Raw genomic sequence first — 23,407 nt, forward strand, 5'->3', positions numbered from 1 at the left:
AAAAATAACAGCCACTGACCGGGTCGGTAATAAAAATGATGATGAAGCGTGTGGGGTCACTCTTTCTGCTGGTGGTACTGGCCGGATGCAGTACGCCTCAGGAAGCACCTGCGCAAAAAGCGCAGCAGGGCAAAATGAGCCCGGAACGTTCGTTGAATATGGAACAGCTGTGTAAAGATCAGGCGGCTCACCGCTATAACCTGGATACCCAGAAAATTGATGTCACCGGCTTTGAGCGTTTTCAGGGCAGCTATGAGCTTCGGGGCCATACCTCTCGTAAAGAGGGCTTTGTCTGCTCGTTTGATGCGGACGGCCAGTTTTTACATCTCTCCATGCGCTAATCTGCTCGCATAATCGACAGCCAGACGCTCGACGCGTTCTGGCTCGAACGCTTATTTCCCAATTTTCCCTAAACAACCCCGTTTCGTACTGTATATCTTGCAGCCAGCGGGTATACTGGTCCCTTCCATTTAAAACCACACGTATCCAGCACGAAATACTATGCAAAAGTTTGATACCAAGACCTTCCAGGGCCTGATCCTGACCTTACAGGATTACTGGGCTCGCCAGGGCTGCACCATTGTTCAACCTTTGGACATGGAAGTCGGCGCAGGCACCTCACACCCGATGACCAGCTTACGCGCGTTGGGGCCAGAGCCAATGGCGACTGCTTATGTGCAGCCTTCCCGTCGTCCGACCGATGGCCGTTACGGCGAAAACCCAAACCGTCTGCAGCACTACTATCAGTTCCAGGTGGTCATTAAGCCATCGCCAGACAATATTCAGGAACTGTACCTTGGGTCACTGAAAGAGCTGGGTATGGATCCGACCATTCACGACATTCGTTTCGTGGAAGATAACTGGGAAAACCCAACGCTGGGTGCCTGGGGTCTGGGTTGGGAAGTGTGGCTGAACGGCATGGAAGTGACCCAGTTTACCTACTTCCAGCAGGTTGGCGGTCTGGAATGTAAGCCGATCACCGGTGAAATCACCTATGGTCTGGAACGTCTGGCAATGTACATTCAGGGCGTAGACAGCGTTTACGACCTGGTCTGGAGCGACGGCCCGCTGGGTAAAACCACTTACGGCGACGTGTTCCATCAGAACGAAGTGGAGCAATCCACCTATAACTTCGAATACGCGGACGTGGACTTCCTGTTCACCTGCTTCGAGCAGTACGAGAAAGAAGCGCAGCAGCTGCTGGCGCTGGAGACTCCGCTGCCGCTGCCTGCCTACGAGCGTATTCTGAAGGCCGCCCACAGCTTCAACCTGCTGGACGCCCGCAAAGCGATCTCCGTGACTGAACGTCAGCGCTACATTCTGCGTATTCGTACCCTGACCAAAGCCGTTGCAGAAGCTTACTACGCGTCCCGTGAAGCCCTTGGCTTCCCGATGTGCAACCGAAACAAATAAGAGGCGGCCATGTCTGAGAAAACTTTCCTGGTGGAAATTGGCACCGAAGAGCTGCCACCAAAAGCCCTGCGCAGCCTGGCTGAATCTTTTGCTGCGAACGTGACTGCCGAGCTGGATAACGCTGGCCTGGCGCACGGTAAAATTGAGTGGTTTGCTGCTCCGCGTCGTCTGGCGCTGAAAGTGGCGAACCTGGCGGCATCCCAGCCGGATCGTGAAGTGGAAAAACGTGGCCCGGCGATTGCCCAGGCGTTCGACGCGGAAGGCAAGCCAAGCAAAGCGGCAGAAGGCTGGGCGCGCGGTTGCGGTATTACCGTTGACCAGGCCGAGCGTCTGACCACTGACAAAGGCGAATGGCTGCTGTATCGCGCTCACGTAAAAGGTGAACGCGCCGAAGCACTGCTGCCAAACATGATCGCCACTTCGCTGGCTAAGCTACCCATTCCTAAGCTGATGCGCTGGGGTGCGTCCGACGTTCACTTCGTGCGTCCGGTACACACCGTGACCCTGCTGCTGGGCGACACCGTTATTCCGGCAACCATTCTGGGCGTCGCGTCCGATCGCGTCATTCGCGGCCACCGCTTTATGGGCGAGCCAGAGTTCACCATCGACAATGCCGACCAGTATCCGCAGATCCTGCTGGAGCGCGGTAAAGTCATTGCTGACTACGAACAGCGTAAAGCCAAAATCAAAGCCGACGCTGAAGAGGCGGCGCGCAAGATTGGCGGTAACGCTGACCTGAGCGACAGCCTGCTGGAAGAGGTCACCTCGCTGGTGGAATGGCCGGTTGTGCTGACCGCGAAGTTCGAAGAGAAATTCCTCGCGGTTCCGGCAGAAGCGCTGGTATACACCATGAAGGGTGACCAGAAATACTTCCCGGTTTATGCCAACGACGGCAAGCTGCTGCCAAACTTTATCTTCGTGGCGAACATCGAATCGAAAGATCCGCAGCAGATTATCTCCGGTAACGAGAAAGTGGTGCGTCCACGTCTGGCGGATGCGGAGTTCTTCTTCAATACCGACCGTAAAAAACGTCTGGAAGATAACCTGCCGCGCCTGCAGACCGTGCTGTTCCAGCAGCAGCTGGGTACGCTGCGCGACAAGACCGACCGTATCGCGGAGCTGTCCGGCTGGATCGCCCGTGAAATTGGCGCGGACGTTAACCATGCCACCCGTGCGGGTCTGCTCTCCAAGTGCGACCTGATGACCAACATGGTGTTCGAGTTTACCGACACCCAGGGCGTTATGGGTATGCACTACGCGCGTCACGATGGCGAAGCGGAAGATGTGGCGGTTGCCCTGAACGAACAGTATCAGCCGCGCTTTGCTGGCGATGAACTGCCGTCTAACCCGGTTGCCTGTGCGGTCGCGATTGCCGATAAAATGGATACCCTGGCGGGGATCTTCGGTATCGGCCAGCATCCAAAAGGCGACAAAGACCCGTTCGCGCTGCGTCGTGCGGCGCTGGGCGTGCTGCGTATCATCGTTGAGAAGAACCTGAACCTCGATCTGCAGACTCTGACTGAAGAAGCGGTGCGTCTGTACGGTGACAAGCTGACCAATGCCAACGTGGTGGATGACGTGATCGACTTTATGCTCGGTCGCTTCCGCGCGTGGTATCAGGACGAAGGTTACACCGTGGATACCATTCAGGCGGTGCTGGCGCGTCGTCCAACGCGTCCGGCTGACTTCGATGCGCGTATGAAGGCGGTTTCTCACTTCCGTACGCTTGAAGCGGCATCTGCCCTGGCGGCGGCGAACAAGCGTGTCTCCAACATTCTGGCGAAATCTGACGAAACGCTGAACGAGCGTGTGAACGCCGCGACGCTGAAAGAGCCGGAAGAGATCGCCCTGGCGATGCAGGTTGTGGTGCTGCGTGACAAGCTGGAGCCATACTTCGCAGAAGGCCGTTATCAGGAAGCGCTGGTAGAACTGGCGGAACTGCGTGACGTTATCGACGCCTTCTTCGAAAAAGTGATGGTCAACGTGGAAGATAAAGATCTGCGTATTAACCGTCTCTCTATGCTCGAAAAACTGCGCGAGCTGTTCCTGCGCGTGGCGGATATCTCGCTGCTGCAGTAATGTGCCCGCCGGGCATGTACAGGCTAAAAACCCGCTTCGGCGGGTTTTTTTATGGCGTGCGGGTGAAAATTTAATCTTGAAATGGTCAACATATTACCGCTATCCTTATCGGCGTTAACTTTCTCCCTCAGGAGCGCATTCCGAAAATGAACAAACACGACTGATGAATTTCGATCCTTGCTAAACGCGACCGCGTCGGCAGGGGATGTTTTGATTTCATTCAGGAGTGCTTATGGCTCATTTTGCGCAGTCCCCTTCTTTTATTTTGCATCAGGTCACCTGTCAGTTTGCGACGGGCGATATTCTTTTTGGCCCGCTGAACCTCTCTCTGGAGACATCCCTGTGTGCGCTGGTTGGTCGTAATGGCAGCGGGAAAACGCGTCTGCTGCGCATGCTGGCGAGGCTGGATGAACCTGCCAGTGGTCATATTGAGCGTTTTGCCTCACATGTCTATGTGGCACAACAGCAGGATATCTCCCCACAGGCAACGCTTGCTGAACTGCTTGGTTATGACGCGATTTTTGCAGCGCGTAAGCGCATCGATCGCGGCGATTACCAGCCTGACGATCTGGAGATGCTCGACGGCTACTGGGATTTAGCAGAACGCCTGAACGAGGCGTTTCTCCAGGCGAAACTGCCACCGTTAGACCCCGATAAACCTGCCGCCGAATTCAGCGGTGGCGAGCGGATCCGTGCCCTGCTGTGCGGTGCATTTACGGCTGAGGCGGATTTCCTGTTGCTGGATGAACCCACCAACCATCTGGATCGACAAGGCCGGGCGTGGTTTTACGACCAGTTGCGCCGTTATCAGGGCGGCGTGCTGGTTGCCTCTCACGATCGTGAGTTACTGGCGCAGGTGCCACGTATTCTTGAACTGAGCCCCTCCGGGCTGCGCAGCTACGGCGGCAATTATGCAGACTATAAACAGCAACGGGATGCCGAACAGCAGGCTGCCCGCGCGGCGCTGGAGCATGCGGCAACGGAGCGCAAACGCACCCGCGCGCGAATGCAAAAAGAGCATGATGACAGCCAGCGGCGTTCGGCGAAGACCATACGCACGGTCGATACCCTGAATATCGCGTCGTTTGAGCGGGTCAAATATAAAGCGGCGGCAAAAGAGCGTATCGGCTCGTGGAAAAAACAGCACAGCGATCAAAACGATGTGCTGAATGCCGCGGTAAACAAGGCGCGGGAACGGGTTGAAGAAGACGCCCCGATCATGTTTACCCTGCCGGGAAGCCAGATTGCTGAGGGAAAACAGGTGCTGGTGCTGGAGGCACTGCAATTGCCGCATGTTTCACTTCCACCAATGAACTGGCGGATGGACGGCCCGATGCGCGTGGCGCTCAGGGGGCCCAATGGCTGCGGTAAATCAACGCTGTTAAAAGTCATTCTCGGTGAAACCGCACCCCGTGCAGGCAGTTGTAAGGTATCGGTGACGTGTGCGTATCTCGATCAGCACCTGTCGCAGCTGGATCTGACGCAGTCGGTGATGGCTCATCTCAATCTGAGCAATACGCCGCTGGAAGAGGGGATGTTGCGTACCCGCCTGGCACAGCTTCAACTGGGGGCAGATAAAGTCTCACTGCCGCTGGCAGAGTTGAGCGGAGGTGAGCGTCTGAAAGCCGCCCTGGCCTGCGTGTTGTGGCGCGAGCATGCCACGCAGCTTTTACTGCTTGATGAACCGACCAACCATCTGGACCTGGCATCGGTCCAGGCGATTGAAGCGGCGCTGGCCGGTTTCCCCGGAGCACTGCTGGTGGTGTCCCATGATGAAAGCTTTCTGCAAGGGTTGGCGTTAACGCATGAACTGGTGTGGGAGGAGACGGGCTGGCGTTGTGAAGGCCTTTAAAACACAAACCCCCGCAAAGGCGGGGGCGGTAATTCACGGTACTGCATCACGCTATCTGTTTGCTGAGTGCAGGGTTGGCCTGAATCAGGCGCATCAGCTTTAACTCGGTTGGCGTGGGTTTCTCTCGTTTCGACTCCCACTCCAGCACCATCGCTACGCTGACACCCATCGCTCTGGCGAATTCATCTGTTTTTAAACCTGTCCCTTTGCGCAATTGCTCATATTCTGTAAAGGGATTGGATTTCTGTTGCAGGGTCACTGTCTGCGGTACATCTTTAAAAATAATCTGTTCCAGGCTGCTCAGCAGCTCAAACTCAGGATCTTTATATTCCATTGAGAACTCCTCTTAAATCACACACCGGGATCAAGAACATCAGAGAGCCCATTAAGAATAGTCCCTAATACAAACGAAGGATCATCACGCTTGTGATTAATCGTGCGGTAACGATCGCTTTATCCGTTTCAGCTATGCGGATAGTTATGCTAATTACCTGATTAACCATATGTCGGCTTCGCCAGGTATTTTTTTGTAAAGAGTAAGAAATAAAATGGCAATAGCCGTTTTGCATGAAAAGAGTATCTTGCAGCGCTGACCTGGACTATCCTTGTCAGCGTTGGGCACGCGTGTGCCGATGTGCGCTTTTTTGGGTGAAAGGAGTAATGAAATGGCGACAGGAAAGTCCTGCTCTCGCTGGTTTGCGCCTATTGCGGCGTTGTTGATGGTTGTTAGCCTGAGTGGGTGTTTTGATAAAGAAGGCGATCAGCGCAAAGCGTTTATCGATTTTCTGCAGAATACAGTGATGCGCAGCGGCGAGCGTTTGCCGACGCTGACTGCGGATCAGAAAAAACAGTTTGGCCCCTTCGTGTCTGATTACGCCATTCTGTATGGTTATTCACAGCAGGTAAGCCAGGCGATGGACTCCGGCATTCGTCCGGTTGTGGATAGCGTTAACGCCATCCGTGTCCCGCAGGATTATGTCACCCAACGTGAACCGCTTCGCCAGTCTAACGGTGCGCTCGGCGTGCTGAGCCAGCAATTGCAGAACGCGAAAATGCAGGCTGACGCGTCACGTTCCGCGCTGAAACAGGGCGACGATCTCAAACCGGTCTTCGACAAAGTGTATGAGAAAGTGGTGACCAAACCTTCGGATGCCCTGCAACCGCTGATCCCCGCCGCGCAGATCTTCACGCAGCAGCTGGTTCAGGTAGGGGATTTTATCTCCCAGCAGGGAACGCAGGTGAGCTTTGTTGCCAACGGTATTCAGTTCCCAACCTCGCAGCAGGCGAGTCAGTACAATACGCTGATTGGGCCGCTGGCCTCCCAGCACCAGGCCTTTAGTCAGGCGTGGAGCGCAGCCGTCGCTGCCACAGAATAAACAGAAAAACCCCGCTTCAGGCGGGGTTTTTTACATATGACTAAAATAACGCTTGTCATTCCTCTACCACATCGGTATAACTGTTCGCGTCGGTTTGTTACACAGACCTAAAGCAGTTTAGTAAAGCAGTCCAGATTGTTATCCATAGATACCCTTCGTAGTGACCCTTCCTTCATCGCTTAAAAATCTGTAACGCAACCCATCAAGCCGGAAGGCACAATATATTTGTTAATTAAGGTAATTCTATGTCTGCTAAAATGACTGGTCTGGTAAAATGGTTCAACGCTGATAAAGGTTTCGGCTTCATCACTCCTGACGATGGCTCTAAAGACGTGTTCGTACACTTCTCTGCTATCCAGAACGATGGCTACAAATCTCTGGACGAAGGTCAGAAAGTGTCCTTCACCATCGAAAGCGGCGCTAAAGGCCCAGCAGCTGGTAACGTTGTAAGCCTGTAAGCTTCCAACCCAGTAGCAAAGAATTTAAAAACCCGCCTTCTGGCGGGTTTTTTCGTTTCTACTGTTGAACCTGTGGATTGACGCAGTTTTTCTCCACGTTTCCGTTCAGCGCGGCGATCAGATTATCCACCGCGGTGGCCGCCATGTTGTAACGCGTCTCGTGCGTCGCAGAACCAATATGGGGCAGCGCGACCACGTTAGGCAGCGAAAGCAGCGGCGAATCCACCGGCAGCGGCTCCTGTTCAAACACGTCCAGACCGGCCGCATGGATCTCACCGTTTTGCAGCGCCTCAATTAACGCCTTCTCATCCACGACCGGGCCACGACCCGCGTTGATGAAAATGGCGGATTTCTTCATCTTTTCAAACGCCACTTTGCCAATCAGATGCCGGGTTTCGTCCGTCAGAGGCAGGATCAGACAGACAAAATCCGCTTCCTGCAACAGCGTATCCAACTCGCAATAGCGGGCGTTGAAGCGTTCTTCGGCTTCGCTGTGATGGCGACGTGCGTTATACAGAATCGGCATGTTAAAACCGAAATGCGCACGCTGCGCCAGCGCCATGCCGATCCGGCCCATGCCAACAATCCCCAGCGTTTTGCCATGAACATCCACACCGAACCAGTCCGGGCCGATGCTTTTTGTCCACTCGCCCGCTTTGACGCGATCGGCCACCTCCACCACGCGGCGGGCAGTGCTGAGCATCAGCGCCATCAGCGTGTCGGCCACCGTCTCCGTCAGGGCATGTGGCGTATGCATCAGCAGGATGTTGCGCGCGTTGAGGGCGTCCACGTCAAAATTGTCGTAACCCACGGAAACGGTTGAGGTAGCACGAAGCTTCGGCATTTTTTCCAGCAACGCGACATCCACTTTTTCGCTTGAACCCAGCAGGCCTTCGGCCCGGGCGAACGCCCCGGCGTGTTGTGCCACCGTCTCCGGGCTTAGGTTCTTCACCTGCGTGACGGCGAAGTGTTCTTCCAGGCGTTTTTGCAGATCATCAGGCAGTGCTTTATACAAAATGACGGACGGCTTCATGCTTATCTCCGTTGATTTTTAATGATTCAGGCGTGGCGTGCGCCGACGGGGAGTTGTTGATTATTAGCAGGCTTAACAATCAGAGTAAGCCATACTGAGGCGAAAAGCGCCACTCCCATAAAGATGTATGAGGCTGACGGGCTGCCGGTTGCACCGTTCAGGTAACCGACGAACCAGGAGCCGCAGAACGAACCGAGCGCACCCATACTGTTAATCAGTGCCATCGCGCCGCCTGCCACATTACGCGGCAGCATCTCCGGGATGATGGCGAAGAAGGGACCATACGGGGCGTACATCGCCGCACCGGCAATCACCAGCAGCGTATAGGAGACCCAGAAGTGGTTTGCGCCCACGGCCCAGGAGCCGATGAAAGCAAAGGCAGCGATCAGCAGCAGTGGCCAGACAAACAGCTTACGATTTTGCAGTTTGTCCGATGCCCAGGAGACGATGATCATCGCGATAGTTGCCGCCAGATAGGGCACGGAGGAGAGCCAGCCGACTTCCACCATACCGAGATTTTCCCCGCCGCTGCGGATAATTGACGGCAACCACAGTACGAAACCGTACACGCCGATACTCCAGGTAAAATACTGCGCGCACAGCAGGATCACGTTGCGGGAGCGGAAGGCTTCGCCATAGTTACGCACCGCCTTCAGCCCTTGCTGCTCTTTATCCAGCTGCGCCTGCAGTGCGGCTTTTTCATCTTCGGAGAGCCATTTCGCCTGAGCAGGCTTATCTTTTACCAGCACCCACCAGCAGAAGGCCCAGATGATTGCCGGCACCCCTTCGATGATAAACATCTCACGCCAGCCGAAAGACTGGATCAGGTAGCCGGACACCACTGACATCCACAGTACGGTGACCGGGTTACCGAGGATCAGGAAGGTGTTCGCACGGGAACGTTCAGATTTGGTAAACCAGTTGCTGATGTAGATCAGCATTGCGGGCATCACCGCCGCCTCAACTACCCCAAGGATAAAGCGAATAGCGGCCAGGGCAGGGATATTATTGACCACGCCGGTAAGCGACGCGCAGGCGCCCCACAGGATCAGACAGACGAAGATCAGCTTACGCACGCTGCGGCGTTCGGCGTAGATCGCGCCGGGGATCTGGAAGAAGAAGTAGCCCAGGAAGAAAAGGGCACCCAGCAGAGATGAAATACCTTTGGTGATCCCGAGGTCTTCAGTGATCCCCGCGGCGGATGCGAAACTGAAGTTGGCACGATCAAGGTACGCCAGGCTGTACGTGATAAACACGATTGGCATGATGTACCACCAGCGTTTTACTGCATTGGTCGAACTGTTCATAGGCTTGCCTCTGTTGTTGAGGTGGTTACCGCCGTTGTCTGTAGGGTACACGGTGGTTTAATTATATGTGCGGGTCGTTGCCCTCACCCTGGCCCTCTCCCACGGGAGAAGGGATTTACTCGTTAAGCTGCGCGCGCGTCGGCAATCCTTCACTGTCGCCCTGCACCTGAATGGCCAGCGAGCCGATCCAATTGCCCCGGGCGATGGCCTGCGGCAGCGGTTTGCCTTCCAGCAGGGCGCTAATGACCCCGACGGCAAAGCCATCGCCCGCGCCGACGGTATCGACTACGTTCTCAACCTTCACGGCCGCGACCGCGCCCTGTTCACCATCCGCGGTTTTAAACCATGCGCCATCAGCACCGGTTTTCAGTACCACCGCTTTTACCCCTTTATTCAGGTAAAAATCGGCAATTCCTTCCGGCGTATTTTCACCGGTGAGGATCACACCTTCTTTCACCCCCGGCAGAACCCAGTCCGCCTGGAATGCCAGACGGTTCAGCTTCTCGACCATCTCCGCCTCGCTTTTCCACAACACCGGGCGCAGGTTAGGATCGAAAGAGATCGTTTTCCCCTGAGCCTTCATGGTGGTCGCGGCATGATCGAGCAGCTCATACGAGCTGGCTGACAACGCGGCTGCCACACCACTCAGGTGCAGATGGCGTGCACTCGCAAAGTAGTCGGCGTGATAATCTTCCACCGAGAGATGGCTTGCCGCCGACCCTTTGCGGAAGTATTCCACGATGGGATCGGTTCCATTTTCGACTTTAGATTTAAGCTGAAAGCCGGTCGGGAAGCGGCCATCGAGCGTCACGCCTGCGGCATCAATCCCCTCTTTTTTCAGCGTATCAAGAACGAAGTGACCAAAGCTGTCGTCACCCACGCGGCTGACCCAGCCTGTTTTCAGGCCGAGGCGTGCCAGCCCCGTTGCCACATTCAGCTCTGCGCCTGCCACGCGTTTGATAAAGTGCTCAACCGTGCTCAGCTCACCGGTTTCGGTAGCGACAAACATCGCCATGGCTTCACCGATAGTGATCACATCCAGTGTCTTGTGCATGGTTTACTCCTCGCGCAGCAGGTTAACGTAATGCCGGGTGACAGCGGTTAAGTCCGCCCCTTCCAGCGGGAACTCGATCCCGCGTGGGGCATCGGCAGGCAACTGACTGAGCAGAGCCAGCCAGCGCGCATCGGCGCGATCCGGCGCGACGGCGCGGAACTGTGCTTTATGCGGTACGGCGGCTTTCACGTGGATATAGCTGACCGCCGGAGCCAGACGGGTTGCCGCTTCTTCCGGCGAGTCGCCGACCCACAGCCAGTTACCCATGTCGAAGGTCAGCGTGACGGGGAGCGCCATTTCCCGGCAGGTGGCCTGGAAGCGCTGCATCGGCGCAAGCTGGCCGCAGTCGGTCTGGTCGTTTTCCACCACCAGTGCCATGCCGCTCTCATTGAGCAAAGCGCGCAGGGCGGTAAGCGGCCGGGTGCCGCTGAAATGACCCAGGGATACCTTCAGCCACAGCGCGTTGAGCGTGCTGGCTTCGGAAAGGTAGCGGGGAAGGTCGGGGTTGAGGGCACCGTCGGGCATAAACAGGGGGGCGGGTGCGGAATAACACGCCAGCAGGCCCAGCAGCTCAATGGATTCACCCAGCGCAGGCAGCGCCTGTAGCTCTTCGCTGTTGAACAGCTCCCGGCGGATCTCAACGCCGTCGGCACCCGCACCGGCAATCACGGGCAGCATCGCCCGTTGGCCGCCAGCCTGTCGCACCTGATCCGCACCATACGCGGCGGTGACCACCATTATTTTTCTGCCCATTCAGGAACTCCATCAAACGTACATCGATACTATTACGCTAGATGGAACCGGTTCCAAAGAAAAGTTCAGGATGTTGAATTTATGATCGTCATCACAAGGGGAAATTAACGGGCGGTGGAGCCGCGGACAATCAGCTCGCCGGAAAAGACCTGCTCGCGTACGGCATCGCTGATCCCTTCAATGCGCCGAACCACTTGTTCAACAGCGGCATAGCCGATTTGCCAGGTCGGCTGTTTGAGCGTGGTGATGCCTACCCCGGCCAGTTCTGCCCACTCCAGTTCATCGAAGCCCAGCAGGCCGATATCGCTGCCCCAGTGCAGGCCAATGCGTTTGAGCGAGCGGGCGACCTGAAGCGTCAGCGCCCCATTGGCCGAAATCACAGCTTTGCGCATCCCGCGATGGCGCGTGTGGAACTGACGCAGGGTATTGTCGAGCTGGTCGGCTTCATGAAGCGGAGTTTCGGCGTTTTCGGCGATCACTCCGGGATAACGCTCCAGGGTGGCACGAAATGCATTCAGGCGCTCGCGACGGGTATTCACCATGCCCAGCGGCTCGCTCAGGAACAGAATTGCTTCGAAGCCCTGTTCGATCAGATGTTCGGTGGCAGTCGTGGCCGCCTGGGTATTATCCAGCCCGACAACGTCGCAGGCGAATTCCGGGATTTTACGATCGATGAGCACCATCGGCAGGGAAGACTGTTGCAGCCGGTTTAACCCTTCCTCGCGCATACCCACGGCATTGACCACGATACCTTCCACCTGGTAGCTGCGCAGCAGATCGAGATAATGCAGCTCCTGGTCCACCTCGTTGTTGGTGTTACAGACCAGCGGGGTAAAACCTTTCTCGCGACAGGCGGCTTCGATACCGCTCAGCACGTTTACCGAGTAGGGGTTGGTAATATCGGCGATGATAAGCCCGATAAGGCGGGTACGGCCACGTTTAAGTCCGCGCGCCATGATGCTGGGGCGGTAGTCGAGATCGGCAATGGCCTGTTCAATACGTGCCAGCAGCGCATCGGAAAGCAGGTGTTTCTCGCCGTTGAGATAGCGTGAAATACTCGTTTTACCGGTTCTGGCGGCTTTCGCCACGTCGCTGATGGTGGCCCGCGTTGGTTTGCTCATCACTGAATTCCCTGACTTTAGTGAGAATACCTTAGCGGGAAAATCAACGATGGCAAGTGGTTCATTATGGAAGGTGCTGCTTGATGCCCTCACCCTAACCCTCTCCCACGGGAGAGGGCGCAAACACTTAAAACGGCAACGAATGTTGCCGTTTTGCTTCCACCTACTGCACAGGACTCAACGTAATCTCAACGCGGCGGTTCTGCGCTTTGCCTTCCGCCGTGCTGTTGCTGGCGATAGGGTTTGCCGGGCCCATACCGCTGGTGCGGATACGGTTCGCTTCAACGCCCTGGGTGATCAGCGAGCTGGCCACGGAATCCGCACGCTGCTGAGACAGACGCATGTTCAGCTCCTGGCTGCCGGTGCTGTCGGTGTAGCCAATCACATTCACGGCAGTCTTGTTGTACTCTTTTAGCACCATCGCCACGCCGGTCAGGGTATTCGCACCGGCAGGTTTCAGCGTTGCGCTGCTGCTGTCGAAGGTCACGTTGTTAGGCATATTCAGGATGATGTTGTCACCGCTGCGCGTGACGCTCACGCCTGTGCCTTTCATTTTGTCGCGCAGCTTCGCTTCCTGCACATCCATGTAATAACCCACGCCGCCGCCGAGTGCTGCGCCTGCCGCTGCGCCAATCAGCGCGCCTTTACCGCGGTCTTTTTTGGAGGAGGAGAGCGCACCTACACCCGCCCCGACCAGTGAACCGATACCCGCGCCGATGCCGGATTTACCCGCTTCGCGTTCACCGGTGTATGGGTTTGTTGTGCAGCCAGAAACCGCCAGTGCACCGCTCACCAGAGCGGCAATAACGAGTACGCGTTTTTTCATCTTCTTTCCTTAATCCTTTTTATTCTTTGCCACGACGGACGTGGCAGTTGATTATGACGTCCGGATACGGAGAAAATTCCGGGGATAACTCTGAAATTTGTGACAAACCATAAACGGCCTCAATAACAAGACCGTAAACCTGCACGCAACCAGGAGCGCACGCTTTGAGCACCTCAACAAAAACCATTCTGACTGCCGCCCACTGGGGGCCGATGCTGGTCGAAACCGACGGCGAAAATGTCCTGTCTTCCCGTGGGGCATTGCCAACACAACACCCTAACTCTTTACAGACCGTCGTTCGCGATCAGGTGCACAGCAAAACCCGCGTGCGCTGGCCGATGGTGCGTAAAGGATTTCTGGCTTCGCCGGACAAGCCGCAGGGCATTCGTGGTCAGGATGAGTTTGTGCGTGTGAGCTGGGATGACGCGCTGGCGCTGATCCACGCCCAGCACAAGCGCATCCGCGACAGCTATGGGCCAGCATCCATTTTTGCCGGCTCTTACGGCTGGCGTTCTAACGGCGTGCTGCATAAAGCATCGACATTGCTGCAGCGCTACATGAGCCTGGCCGGCGGCTACACGGGCCATCTGGGGGATTACTCCACCGGCGCGGCGCAGGCGATCATGCCGTACGTCGTCGGTGGTAATGAGGTTTATCAGCAGCAGACCAGCTGGCCGCTGGTACTGGAGCATACCGAGGTGGTGGTGCTGTGGAGTGCCAACCCTCTCAACACGCTGAAAATTGCCTGGAATGCTTCCGACGAGCAGGGTATTGGCTATTTTGATGCGCTGCGCAAGAGCGGTAAGCGCATCATCTGTATTGACCCCATGCGCTCTGAAACCATGGATTTCTTTGGTGACAGTGCCGAATGGCTCGCCCCGCATATGGGTACTGACGTGGCGATGATGCTGGGTATCGCCCACACGCTGGTAGAGAATGGCTGGCACGACGCCGACTTCCTCGCGCGTTGCACATCGGGCTTCGACAAATTCGCCGATTATCTGACGGGTAAAACGGATGGTGTTGCCAAAACGGCAGCGTGGGCAGCAGGTATTTGTGGCATTCCTGCTGACAAGCTCCGTGAACTGGCAGCATTGTTCCATGAAAATGCCACGATGTTGATGTCCGGTTGGGGCATGCAGCGCCAGCAGTTTGGCGAGCAAAAACACTGGATGCTGGTGACGCTTGCCGCGATGCTCGGGCAAATTGGTACGCCGGGCGGCGGGTTTGGGCTCTCTTATCACTTCGCCAATGGCGGCAACCCCACCCGTAAAGCCGCCGTGCTGGCCTCCATGCAGGGATCGGTGAAGGGCGGCGTTGATGCCGTGGATAAAATTCCGGTGGCGCGTATTGTTGAAGCCCTGGAAAACCCGGGCGGGTTTTATCAGCATAACGGTCTGGACCGCCATTTCCCGGATATTAAGTTTGTCTGGTGGGCGGGTGGGGCGAATTTCACGCACCATCAGGATACCAATCGTCTGATCCGCGCCTGGCAGAAGCCGGAGCTGGTGGTGATTTCGGAATGCTTCTGGACCGCCTCCGCCAAACATGCCGATATCGTGCTGCCGGCCACGACTTCGTACGAGCGTAACGATCTCACCATGACCGGTGACTACAGCAATCAGCATATGGTGCCGATGAAGCGTGTGGTCGCACCGCGGGATGAAGCGCGTGATGATTTTGACGTATTTGCAGAACTGAGCGAACGGTGGGAAGCGGGCGGTCGTGAGCGTTTCACTGAAGGGAAAACCGATCTTGAGTGGCTGGAAACGTTCTATCAGATAGCCGCTCAGCGCGGTGCGGCCCAGGGGGTGACGCTGCCGCCGTTTGCGGAATTCTGGGAAGCGAACGCGATTTTCGAAATGCCAGAGAGCGAGCAGAACGCGCAGTTTGTCCGTTTCGCCGATTTCCGTCGCGACCCGGAGAACCATCCGCTGAAAACTGAGAGCGGAAAGATTGTGATTTACAGTGAGCGCATTGCCCGCTTTGGGTACGCGGATTGTCCTGCGCATCCCACATGGCTTGAACCGGATGAGTGGCACGGCAATGCCCAGCCGGAGCAGCTCCAGGTGTTATCCGCGCACCCCGCGCATCGCCTGCACAGCCAGCTTAACTATTCGTCGCTGCGCGAGCAGTATGCGGTCGCCGGGCGGGAGCCGATCACGCTTCATGCTGAAGATGCGAAAGCGCGCGGGATTGCGGATGGCGATCTGGTGCGCGTCTGGAACCATCGTGGGCAGGTGTTGGCCGGAGCGGTGGTGAGCGACGGAATCAAACCAGGCGTGATCTGCATCCACCAGGGCGCGTGGCCGGACCTGGACGAGAGCGGTATTTGTAAAAACGGTGCCGTTAACGTATTGACCAAAGATCTCCCCAGCTCGAAGCTGGGGAATGGCTGCGCAGGCAATACGGCGCTGGCATGGGTTGAGAAATATCAGGGCCCCGAGCTTACTCTGACGGCGTTTGATCCGCCTGCCAGCTCATGATCCACGTCGGGTGTTGGGTGTCGTCCTGCCAGGCGCTGTCCTCGATGCGAAAGCCCTGAGCATGGTAGAAATTCACCGCCCGGACATTTTTTTGATACACCTCCAGGCTTAAGTGCGGGAAGCGCTGTTGAACGTGGTTCAGCAGCGCGCGTCCGATGCCTTTGCCGATGTACGCCGGTGCGACAAATAGTGCGCCGACAAACTGAGACTGCATCACGCTGATAAACCCGTAAGGTTCGCCATCCTGTTCCCAGACCCAGGTTTCGGCCGACGGCAGATAAACGTCCCGCACCATGGCTTCGTTCTCTTTCCAGTAGCTCGCCTCAATAAACGGATGCGCTTCCGTGGTACTTTCAAGCCATAGGCTCAACAGCGACGCGGTATTATCACTTTGCCATTTGCGGATCATGATGGCCTCCCGGATGACAGAAGCAGCCGGTAACATGGTCATTGACCAGGCCACAGGCCTGCATAAAGGCGTAGCAGATGGTGGAGCCGACAAACTTAAAGCCGCGTTTTTTCAGCGCTTTCGAGAGTGCGTCCGAGGCCGGAGTCGAGGCGGGAATTTCCGCGAGCGTGGCGGCCTGCGTGATTTGCGGATCGTTATTCACAAACGTCCAGACAAACTCTGAGAACGGTTCACCGTTTTGTTCCATTGCCAGGTAAGCGCGTGCGTTACCGATAATGGCCTGGATCTTACCGCGATGGCGGATGATGCCTGCATCCTGCACCAGTCGCTCCACGTCGTCGTCGGTCATCGCGGCGACCCGGACGGGATCGAACTGATGAAAGGCATTGCGGTAGTTTTCGCGTTTCTTCAATACCGTAATCCATGACAAACCCGCCTGCTGACCCTCCAGGCAGATCATCTCGAAAAGTTTTTTGCCGTCCGTTTCCGGCACGCCCCATTCCCGATCGTGATAGTCGATATAGAGCTGATCCTGGCTTACCCAACCGCAACGTTGCATCGGTTATCTCCCTTATGACACGGTTATCGCAAAAATTTCATTCCGTCAGGCTTGACGTGTGACCTGTAAAGACAATAGTTAATACAGGGCCATAAGCCCTAAAAACCTCTTCCTGAACAATGATAAAAATCGCCGAATTCGGCTCTCTCTGGAGTCGCTTTGATGATAAAAAAAATCAGTGGTCGCCATGCTGTTTCTGGCCTGGTGGGGATTTCAGCCTGTCTGCTTTCTGGTCACTCAGCATTTGCCTGGCAACAGGAATATATCGTTTCAGACCCGCAAAGTAATACGGCGGAACGCTATACATGGGATGCGGATCACCAACCGCGTTATGACGATATCCTGGCGGAGCGCATCCAGTCTTCGCAAAATGCGCCGGGGCTGGCTCTGAATCTGCCCTCTGGCTCGACCTCCGCGGGGGCGATGAGCGTCGGCTGGAATTTTCCGCTGGCGGGTCATGTCACGACCGGCCCGGTGGTGGCATGGCGTTATGACGGCACCACGCCCATGATGATTAATGAGTTTGGTGATAGCGTGACAACCCAGGCGCTGACCGATCCCCTGTGGCATGCCAGCGTGAGTACGCTAGGCTGGCGCGTGGATACGCAATATGGCGAACTTCGTCCCTGGGCGCAGATTAGCTATAACCAGCAGTATGGTGAAAATCAGTGGAAATCCCAGTTCGGGATGCCGCAAACGCCTGCCCCGGCTCAAAATGGCAACTGGATGGATGTCACCGTAGGCACCGATATTCCTTTCACCTCGCACATGGCGGCGTATGCTTCCTTAGCGCAGGGGGAGGACAGCACGACGGGAGAGCAGTTTTTGTACACGCTGGGCGTAAGTGCAAATTTCTAACGTTGTTACTATTTTAAACGTCACGTTAACATCTTGAATACAATAACCGTGGGGGTTGTAGCGATAGCGGGCACTAACATTCTGTCGCTTCACTCCCCGGCAAGGTCGTTCATTCCCGATTCCAGGCATTTCATTCCGTTTCTCCTGCATCTCATGCCGTTTTCCCCCAGCGGTATCAGGGTTTTGTTTATCGTTGTCCTCAGCAAATTCCCTTACTTTCTCTTGCAGGACAACTGCCATGAATACATCTTCCTACAATCGTACACGCTGGCTGACGCTCTTTGGCACCATCGTCACCCAGTTTGCGTTGGGCTCGGTCTATACCTGGAGCCTGTTTAACAGTGCCCTTTCCGACAAGCTCGGCGCGCCGATCAGTCAGGTGGCGTTCTCTTTCGGTTTGCTAAGCCTTGGGCTGGCGCTGTCCTCTTCGGTTGCGGGCAAATTGCAGGAGCGGTTCGGCGTGAAACGCGTCACGATGGCCTCGGGGATCCTGCTGGGATTGGGCTTTTTCCTGACGGCGTATTCAAACAACCTGATGATGCTCTGGCTGAGCGCCGGGGTACTGGTTGGTCTGGCGGACGGTGCCGGTTATCTGCTGACCCTGTCAAACTGCGTCAAATGGTTCCCGGAGCGTAAAGGGTTAATCTCCGCGTTTGCCATCGGTTCTTATGGCCTGGGCAGCCTCGGATTTAAATTTATCGACTCTCATCTGCTGGCGTCGGTTGGCCTCGAAAAAACCTTCATGATCTGGGGGGCTATCGTCCTGGTGATGATCCTGTTTGGCGCGACGCTGATGAAAGACGCACCGCAGCAGGAAGTGAAAACCGTTAACGGCGTGGTGGAGAATGACTTCACCCTGGCTCAATCCATGCGTAAACCCCAGTACTGGATGCTGGCGGTGATGTTCCTGACGGCCTGCATGAGTGGCCTGTATGTGATTGGTGTGGCGAAAGATATCGCGCAGGGCATGGTTAAACTGGATGCCATGACGGCGGCAAACGCGGTGACCGTGATCTCTATCGCTAACCTGTCTGGTCGTCTGGTGCTGGGTATCCTGTCCGACAAGATTGCCCGTATCCGCGTGATTACCCTTGGACAGGTGGTTTCACTGGTGGGTATGGCGGCTCTGCTGTTTGCGCCCCTGAATGAAGCGACTTTCTTTGCTGCGATTGCCTGCGTGGCCTTTAACTTCGGCGGCACCATCACGGTGTTCCCGTCACTGGTGAGCGAGTTCTTTGGTCTGAACAACCTGGCGAAAAATTACGGCGTGATTTACTTAGGCTTTGGCATCGGCAGCATTTGCGGCTCGTTAATTGCCTCGCTGTTCGGCGGATTCTATGTCACCTTCTGCGTGATATTCGCCCTGTTGATTATTTCGCTGGCCCTGTCGACGACGATTCGGCAGCCGCAGCGCGAAGTGTTTAATGAAGCACATGCCTGAAGATAAGACAAACGGCCGGGTTTCCGGCCTTTTTCTTGTCTAAAAACCGGAACTTAAGTGATATCGTCTGTTTAAGGACTTTCTTTTTTGTAAAAAACTGTACCGATCACACTCTCTGTTGCCACTTTTCCGCTTCCCTGTGGTCTACTTACCACGCTTGTAGACGTTTCTTATAACGATTCCCTGAGCGAATATCTAAGCTGTCCATTTTTTAGTGAAGTGGACGGCGGTACTGTCCCTTTTTCCGGGTAGCTTGCATGAAATACATTAAATCGATGGCGCAACAAAAGCTCTGCTTTTTGCTGGCGTTGTACATCGGCCTTTTTATGAATGGCGCAGTTTTTTTCCGTCGGTTTGACGGTTACGCGCAAGATTTCACCGTCTGGAAAGGAATTGCAGCGGTTGTCGAATTGGTCGCTGCAGTACTGGTTACCTTCTTTTTATTACGTATTCTTACACTGTTTGGTCGCCGCGTGTGGCGTGTGCTGGCAACGTTCATCGTGCTTTGCTCAGCCGGTGCCAGCTATTACATGACGTTTATGAACGTCGTCATAGGATATGGCATTATTGCTTCCGTCATGACGACAGATATAGACCTTTCTAAAGAAGTCGTTGGGTTGCATTTTATCCTCTGGCTGGTAGCGGTAAGTGCTTTGCCGCTGTTGCTCATCTGGAGTAACCGCTGCCGGTATACGCTTGTGCATCAGATCCGCACGCCAGGTAAACGCCTCAGAAGTGTTGCACTGGTACTGCTGGCAGGTCTCATGGTCTGGGGGCCGATTCGCTTGCTTGAAGTCAAGCAGAGAAGTGATGAACGCACCTCTGGCGTGGATATGCCAAGCTACGGTGGTGTAGTCGCAAACTCTTACCTGCCTTCTAACTGGATCTCTGCTCTAGGGTTATATGCATGGGCGCAGGTGGACGAATCTTCTGATAACAAATCGCTTATGAACCCGGCGAAGAAGTTTACTTATGTAGCGCCGAAAGATATCGACGATACCTATGTCGTCTTTATCATTGGCGAGACGACGCGCTGGGATCATATGGGTATTCTTGGTTATGACCGTGATACCACGCCTGAATTGGCTCAGGAGAAAAACCTGATTGCCTATCGCGGCTACTCCTGTGATACCGCCACCAAGCTCTCCTTACGCTGCATGTTTGTTCGTGAAGGGGGGGCGAGCGATAATCCGCAGCGTACCTTGAAAGAACAGAATGTGTTTTCTGTGCTTCATCAACTCGGGTTTAGCGCTGACCTCTACGCTATGCAAAGCGAGATGTGGTTCTACAGCAACACCATGGCGAAGAACATCGCTTACCGTGAGCAAATTGGCGCGGAGCCGCGAAATCGTGGCAAGGCTGTCGATGATATGCTGCTGATCGATGAGATGAAAAACTCTCTTAATGGCAACCCGGATGGCAAGCATATGATCATCCTGCATACCAAAGGGTCTCACTATAACTATACCCAGCGTTATCCTCGCAGCTTTGCGAAATGGACGCCGGAATGTGTTGGCGTTGACAAAGACTGTACCAAAGAGCAGTTAATTAACTCTTACGACAACTCAGTGTTGTATGTGGATCATTTTATCGATTCGGTGATTGACCAGGTACGGGATAAGAAAGCGATCGTATTCTATGCGGCTGACCATGGTGAATCCATCAATGATTATGAGCATCTGCACGGTACGCCACGCAAGATGGCGCCACCAGAACAGTTCCGCGTGCCGATGATGGTGTGGATGTCTGATAAATATCTGGAAGATCCAGAGAAAGCCAAAATGTTTGCTCATCTGAAACAGCAGGCAGAAATTAAGGTACCGCGCCGTCACGTTGAGTTGTACGACACCATCATGGGTTGCCTGGGTTATACCTCTCCGGACGGGGGGATTAACGAAAATAACAACTGGTGCAAACTGCCTGAAAGCAGCCAGAAAGCCGCGCAGTAGCTTGCCTGGCGAGTTTATCGCCAGTTGGATGGCTTTTTTAAATTAAGGGATTGACGGGGGCGCACCTCAGCAGTAAGATGCGCTCCGCATTCGGCGAGTAGCGCAGCTTGGTAGCGCAACTGGTTTGGGACCAGTGGGTCGGAGGTTCGAATCCTCTCTCGCCGACCACATTCAAAAAAGGGCTAACCGCAAGGTTAGCCCTTTTTGCATTAACGCTTTATTCGTCCAGATTAGCCAAAACACCTCTTAGTCCTGCTTCTTCCTGCCTGTTCGTGATTTTGTGACATAATCCATTGTATTTTTTTATATATAGATTGATCTTTTTTCGCGTTGCTTATGGATAACCTCAGCATTTTTCGCTGTGCGTTTTAACGTTCGCGGTATTTAGTGCTCAGATAATCACCGTTCTGCAAGAAAATTTACCCATTCTGAATAAAAGTTAATCACTGATTGTTGCGAAATATGAAGATATTTGTGCTGCAACATGACGAGTAGCATAAATTTCCCTGCTGAAAACTGGCGTACATAGTTTTTTTAATCTTTGTTTGCGGTTTCTCACACTCAGCGTAAATCCCCGTCACCTGTATTGACGTTTTCACATTCTGTTGACAGATTGTAGGGCACGAGGGGCATTTCAGGGACGATCTGCGCTGCAACTCCAACGCTCTTCTGAAAGGATTCTCCATCCCTTTAACGCCTTCGGGCATCACCGACCGGACCGGGTAAAAAATAAATAAAGGTCAGGCGGCGTAACACAACAAAGCAAAACATCACATTGGAGCAGAATAATGAGTATTTCCTTGAAGAAGTCAGGGATGCTGAAGCTTGGTCTGAGCCTGGTGGCTATGACCGTGGCAGCAAGCGTACAGGCAAAAACCCTGGTTTACTGTTCTGAAGGCTCGCCGGAAGGCTTTAACCCACAGCTCTTTACCTCTGGTACGACTTACGACGCAAGCTCTGTGCCGATCTATAACCGTCTGGTTGAATTCAAAACCGGCACCACGGAAGTGATTCCTGGCCTGGCGGAGAAGTGGGACGTCAGCGAAGACGGTAAAACCTATACCTTCCACCTGCGCCAGGGCGTGAAGTGGCAGGACAGCAAAGAATTCAAACCAACGCGCGACTTCAACGCCGATGACGTTGTGTTCTCCTTCGATCGTCAGAAAAACGCTCAGAACCCGTACCACAAAGTGTCCGGCGGCAGCTATGAGTACTTCGAAGGGATGGGTCTGCCAGACCTGATCGCTGAAGTGAAAAAAGTGGACGATAAAACCGTTCAGTTCGTGCTGACTCGCCCGGAAGCGCCATTCCTGGCTGACCTGGCCATGGACTTCGCCTCTATCCTCTCTAAAGAGTACGCGGACAACATGCTGAAAGCCGGCACGCCGGAAAAAGTGGACCTGAACCCAATCGGTACCGGTCCGTTCCAGCTGCTGCAGTACCAGAAAGACTCCCGTATTCTGTACAAAGCGTTCCCGGGCTACTGGGGTACCAAACCACAGATCGACCGTCTGGTCTTCTCCATCACGCCTGACGCGTCTGTGCGTTACGCAAAACTGCAGAAAAACGAATGCCAGGTTATGCCATACCCGAACCCGGCTGATATCGCCCGCATGAAGCAGGACAAGAATATCAACCTGATGGAGCAGGCTGGCCTGAACGTGGGCTATCTCTCTTTCAACACCGAGAAGAAACCGTTTGATGACGTGAAAGTGCGTCAGGCGCTGACCTATGCGGTGAACAAAGAAGCGATCATCAAGGCCGTTTACCAGGGCGCTGGCGTTGCGGCTAAAAACCTGATCCCGCCAACCATGTGGGGCTATAACGATGACGTTAAAGACTACACCTACGATCCAGAGAAAGCGAAAGCGCTGCTGAAGGAAGCAGGGCAGGATAAAGGCTTTACCGTTGAACTGTGGGCGATGCCGGTACAGCGTCCGTACAACCCGAACGCACGCCGTATGGCTGAAATGGTTCAGGCTGACTGGGCGAAAATCGGCGTTCAGGCCAAGATTGTCACCTACGAGTGGGGCGAGTATCTGAAGCGCGCCAAAGCGGGTGAGCATCAGGCAGTGATGATGGGCTGGACCGGTGACAACGGGGATCCGGACAACTTCTTCGCCACCCTCTTCAGCTGTGCGGCGGCAAAAGACGGCTCTAACTACTCTCGCTGGTGTTACAAGCCGTTTGAAGACCTGATCCAGCCGGCGCGTGCCACCGACGATCACAACAAACGTATTGAACTCTACAAGCAGGCACAGGTTGTTATGCACGATCAGGCTCCGGCTCTGATTGTTGCTCACTCCACCGTGTACGAGCCAGTGCGCAAAGAAGTGAAAGGCTACGTGGTTGATCCGCTGGGCAAACACCACTTCGAAAACGTATCTGTTGAATAATCAGTAGGGCGTTCTCCCTCTCCCTGTGGGAGAGGGC

The 23,407-nt window shown here is 54.9% G+C and carries 20 protein-coding genes and 1 tRNA gene; 12 read left to right on the plus strand and 9 right to left on the minus strand.

All coding sequences use genetic code 11. From position 1 onward, the window contains the following. Window positions 1–35 precede the first annotated feature (35 nt). The 4 genes from AK59_RS0110485 to AK59_RS0110500 all read left to right on the plus strand — a co-directional run bounded on the left by AK59_RS0110485 (window position 36) and on the right by AK59_RS0110500 (window position 5,344). On the plus strand, window positions 36–341 hold the full coding sequence (locus AK59_RS0110485) for a YsaB family lipoprotein (protein WP_023620070.1): 306 nt from the start codon (window positions 36–38) through the stop codon (window positions 339–341). 160 nt (window positions 342–501) lie between these two features. Continuing rightward, window positions 502–1,413 carry a glycine--tRNA ligase subunit alpha gene (gene glyQ, locus AK59_RS0110490; RefSeq protein ID WP_003860141.1) on the plus strand — a complete coding sequence of 304 codons (912 nt, stop codon included), beginning with the start codon at window positions 502–504 and terminating at the stop codon, window positions 1,411–1,413. Window positions 1,414–1,422: 9 nt separating this feature from the next. Continuing rightward, the gene (gene glyS, locus AK59_RS0110495) at window positions 1,423–3,492 is read left to right on the plus strand and encodes a glycine--tRNA ligase subunit beta (protein ID WP_013094970.1); all 2,070 of its coding nucleotides are present in this window, start codon (window positions 1,423–1,425) and stop codon (window positions 3,490–3,492) included. A 232-nt stretch (window positions 3,493–3,724) separates the two neighbouring features. Further along, window positions 3,725–5,344, plus strand: coding sequence for an ABC-F family ATP-binding cassette domain-containing protein (locus tag AK59_RS0110500; protein ID WP_029882715.1), 1,620 nt, complete (start codon window positions 3,725–3,727; stop codon window positions 5,342–5,344). 46 nt (window positions 5,345–5,390) lie between these two features. Here AK59_RS0110500 and AK59_RS0110505 read toward each other — a convergent pair whose 3' ends face one another. Continuing rightward, the gene (locus AK59_RS0110505) at window positions 5,391–5,678 is read right to left on the minus strand and encodes an HTH-type transcriptional regulator (RefSeq protein ID WP_013094972.1); all 288 of its coding nucleotides are present in this window, start codon (window positions 5,676–5,678) and stop codon (window positions 5,391–5,393) included. A 331-nt stretch (window positions 5,679–6,009) separates the two neighbouring features. Between AK59_RS0110505 and AK59_RS0110510 the strand changes: the two genes are divergently transcribed. Both AK59_RS0110510 and cspE read left to right on the plus strand, forming a co-directional pair. Next, window positions 6,010–6,720: a DUF3053 domain-containing protein gene (locus AK59_RS0110510; RefSeq protein WP_013094974.1), complete on the plus strand. Its 711-nt coding sequence runs from the start codon at window positions 6,010–6,012 to the stop codon at window positions 6,718–6,720. A 245-nt stretch (window positions 6,721–6,965) separates the two neighbouring features. After that, window positions 6,966–7,178 carry a transcription antiterminator/RNA stability regulator CspE gene (cspE, locus tag AK59_RS0110515; protein ID WP_003860775.1) on the plus strand — a complete coding sequence of 71 codons (213 nt, stop codon included), beginning with the start codon at window positions 6,966–6,968 and terminating at the stop codon, window positions 7,176–7,178. A 58-nt stretch (window positions 7,179–7,236) separates the two neighbouring features. On the opposite strand, the gene ghrB is transcribed toward cspE, so the two are convergent. The 6 genes from ghrB to AK59_RS0110545 all read right to left on the minus strand — a co-directional run bounded on the left by ghrB (window position 7,237) and on the right by AK59_RS0110545 (window position 13,272). After that, window positions 7,237–8,211 carry a glyoxylate/hydroxypyruvate reductase GhrB gene (gene ghrB, locus AK59_RS0110520; RefSeq protein ID WP_029882716.1) on the minus strand — a complete coding sequence of 325 codons (975 nt, stop codon included), beginning with the start codon at window positions 8,209–8,211 and terminating at the stop codon, window positions 7,237–7,239. 26 nt (window positions 8,212–8,237) lie between these two features. Beyond that, window positions 8,238–9,518: an MFS transporter gene (locus AK59_RS0110525; RefSeq protein WP_013094976.1), complete on the minus strand. Its 1,281-nt coding sequence runs from the start codon at window positions 9,516–9,518 to the stop codon at window positions 8,238–8,240. Window positions 9,519–9,633: 115 nt separating this feature from the next. After that, window positions 9,634–10,572 carry a sugar kinase gene (locus AK59_RS0110530; protein ID WP_029882717.1) on the minus strand — a complete coding sequence of 313 codons (939 nt, stop codon included), beginning with the start codon at window positions 10,570–10,572 and terminating at the stop codon, window positions 9,634–9,636. Window positions 10,573–10,575: 3 nt separating this feature from the next. After that, window positions 10,576–11,325 (minus strand): sugar phosphate isomerase/epimerase family protein, encoded by a 750-nt coding sequence (locus AK59_RS0110535; protein ID WP_029882718.1) that lies wholly within the window; start codon window positions 11,323–11,325, stop codon window positions 10,576–10,578. Between the two features lie 104 nt (window positions 11,326–11,429). After that, window positions 11,430–12,446 carry a LacI family DNA-binding transcriptional regulator gene (locus AK59_RS0110540; protein ID WP_013094979.1) on the minus strand — a complete coding sequence of 339 codons (1,017 nt, stop codon included), beginning with the start codon at window positions 12,444–12,446 and terminating at the stop codon, window positions 11,430–11,432. A 163-nt stretch (window positions 12,447–12,609) separates the two neighbouring features. Next, the gene (locus tag AK59_RS0110545; protein ID WP_023620074.1) at window positions 12,610–13,272 is read right to left on the minus strand and encodes an OmpA family lipoprotein; all 663 of its coding nucleotides are present in this window, start codon (window positions 13,270–13,272) and stop codon (window positions 12,610–12,612) included. Window positions 13,273–13,436: 164 nt separating this feature from the next. Here AK59_RS0110545 and AK59_RS0110550 point away from each other — a divergent pair, with 164 nt between their 5' ends. Beyond that, window positions 13,437–15,758 carry a molybdopterin guanine dinucleotide-containing S/N-oxide reductase gene (locus AK59_RS0110550; RefSeq protein WP_029882719.1) on the plus strand — a complete coding sequence of 774 codons (2,322 nt, stop codon included), beginning with the start codon at window positions 13,437–13,439 and terminating at the stop codon, window positions 15,756–15,758. Here AK59_RS0110550 and AK59_RS0110555 read toward each other — a convergent pair. Next, a complete protein-coding gene (locus AK59_RS0110555; protein ID WP_029882720.1) occupies window positions 15,721–16,167 on the minus strand; it encodes an N-acetyltransferase in 447 nt (148 codons plus the stop codon). The two genes, AK59_RS0110550 and AK59_RS0110555, sit on opposite strands and share 38 nt — an antisense overlap. Then, the gene (gene tag / locus AK59_RS0110560) at window positions 16,145–16,726 is read right to left on the minus strand and encodes a DNA-3-methyladenine glycosylase I (protein ID WP_013094984.1); all 582 of its coding nucleotides are present in this window, start codon (window positions 16,724–16,726) and stop codon (window positions 16,145–16,147) included. The genes AK59_RS0110555 and tag overlap by 23 nt, the downstream gene beginning before the upstream one ends. A gap of 159 nt (window positions 16,727–16,885) precedes the next feature. Here tag and AK59_RS0110565 point away from each other — a divergent pair, with 159 nt between their 5' ends. The 5 genes from AK59_RS0110565 (at window position 16,886) to dppA (ending at window position 23,370) form a co-directional block, all read left to right on the plus strand. Next, window positions 16,886–17,584: an autotransporter domain-containing protein gene (locus AK59_RS0110565; RefSeq protein WP_023620076.1), complete on the plus strand. Its 699-nt coding sequence runs from the start codon at window positions 16,886–16,888 to the stop codon at window positions 17,582–17,584. A 238-nt stretch (window positions 17,585–17,822) separates the two neighbouring features. After that, window positions 17,823–19,025 (plus strand): L-lactate MFS transporter, encoded by a 1,203-nt coding sequence (locus AK59_RS0110570; protein ID WP_029882721.1) that lies wholly within the window; start codon window positions 17,823–17,825, stop codon window positions 19,023–19,025. A 257-nt stretch (window positions 19,026–19,282) separates the two neighbouring features. Further along, the gene (gene eptB, locus AK59_RS0110575) at window positions 19,283–20,974 is read left to right on the plus strand and encodes a kdo(2)-lipid A phosphoethanolamine 7''-transferase (protein WP_020686552.1); all 1,692 of its coding nucleotides are present in this window, start codon (window positions 19,283–19,285) and stop codon (window positions 20,972–20,974) included. Window positions 20,975–21,065: 91 nt separating this feature from the next. Then, window positions 21,066–21,142, plus strand: a tRNA-Pro gene (locus AK59_RS0110580). 620 nt (window positions 21,143–21,762) lie between these two features. Next, window positions 21,763–23,370: a dipeptide ABC transporter periplasmic-binding protein DppA gene (gene dppA, locus AK59_RS0110585; RefSeq protein ID WP_023620080.1), complete on the plus strand. Its 1,608-nt coding sequence runs from the start codon at window positions 21,763–21,765 to the stop codon at window positions 23,368–23,370. The last annotated feature ends 37 nt before the right edge of the window (window positions 23,371–23,407 follow it).

The sequence above is a fragment of the Enterobacter sp. T1-1 genome (assembly GCF_000710795.1).
Lineage (GTDB): Bacteria > Pseudomonadota > Gammaproteobacteria > Enterobacterales > Enterobacteriaceae > Enterobacter > Enterobacter cloacae.

Excerpts from the sequence above, each read along its gene's own strand:
- AK59_RS0110485 (WP_023620070.1), top strand. The coding sequence starts at position 36 with ATGATGATGAAGCGTGTGGGGTCACTCTTTCTGCTGGTGGTACTGGCC.
- glyQ (WP_003860141.1), top strand. The coding sequence starts at position 502 with ATGCAAAAGTTTGATACCAAGACCTTCCAGGGCCTGATCCTGACCTTA.
- glyS (WP_013094970.1), top strand. The coding sequence starts at position 1,423 with ATGTCTGAGAAAACTTTCCTGGTGGAAATTGGCACCGAAGAGCTGCCA.
- AK59_RS0110500 (WP_029882715.1), top strand. The coding sequence starts at position 3,725 with ATGGCTCATTTTGCGCAGTCCCCTTCTTTTATTTTGCATCAGGTCACC.
- AK59_RS0110505 (WP_013094972.1), bottom strand. The coding sequence starts at position 5,678 with ATGGAATATAAAGATCCTGAGTTTGAGCTGCTGAGCAGCCTGGAACAG.
- AK59_RS0110510 (WP_013094974.1), top strand. The coding sequence starts at position 6,010 with ATGGCGACAGGAAAGTCCTGCTCTCGCTGGTTTGCGCCTATTGCGGCG.
- cspE (WP_003860775.1), top strand. The coding sequence starts at position 6,966 with ATGTCTGCTAAAATGACTGGTCTGGTAAAATGGTTCAACGCTGATAAA.
- ghrB (WP_029882716.1), bottom strand. The coding sequence starts at position 8,211 with ATGAAGCCGTCCGTCATTTTGTATAAAGCACTGCCTGATGATCTGCAA.
- AK59_RS0110525 (WP_013094976.1), bottom strand. The coding sequence starts at position 9,518 with ATGAACAGTTCGACCAATGCAGTAAAACGCTGGTGGTACATCATGCCA.
- AK59_RS0110530 (WP_029882717.1), bottom strand. The coding sequence starts at position 10,572 with ATGCACAAGACACTGGATGTGATCACTATCGGTGAAGCCATGGCGATG.
- AK59_RS0110535 (WP_029882718.1), bottom strand. The coding sequence starts at position 11,325 with ATGGGCAGAAAAATAATGGTGGTCACCGCCGCGTATGGTGCGGATCAG.
- AK59_RS0110540 (WP_013094979.1), bottom strand. The coding sequence starts at position 12,446 with ATGAGCAAACCAACGCGGGCCACCATCAGCGACGTGGCGAAAGCCGCC.
- AK59_RS0110545 (WP_023620074.1), bottom strand. The coding sequence starts at position 13,272 with ATGAAAAAACGCGTACTCGTTATTGCCGCTCTGGTGAGCGGTGCACTG.
- AK59_RS0110555 (WP_029882720.1), bottom strand. The coding sequence starts at position 16,167 with ATGATCCGCAAATGGCAAAGTGATAATACCGCGTCGCTGTTGAGCCTA.
- tag (WP_013094984.1), bottom strand. The coding sequence starts at position 16,726 with ATGCAACGTTGCGGTTGGGTAAGCCAGGATCAGCTCTATATCGACTAT.
- AK59_RS0110570 (WP_029882721.1), top strand. The coding sequence starts at position 17,823 with ATGAATACATCTTCCTACAATCGTACACGCTGGCTGACGCTCTTTGGC.
- eptB (WP_020686552.1), top strand. The coding sequence starts at position 19,283 with ATGAAATACATTAAATCGATGGCGCAACAAAAGCTCTGCTTTTTGCTG.
- dppA (WP_023620080.1), top strand. The coding sequence starts at position 21,763 with ATGAGTATTTCCTTGAAGAAGTCAGGGATGCTGAAGCTTGGTCTGAGC.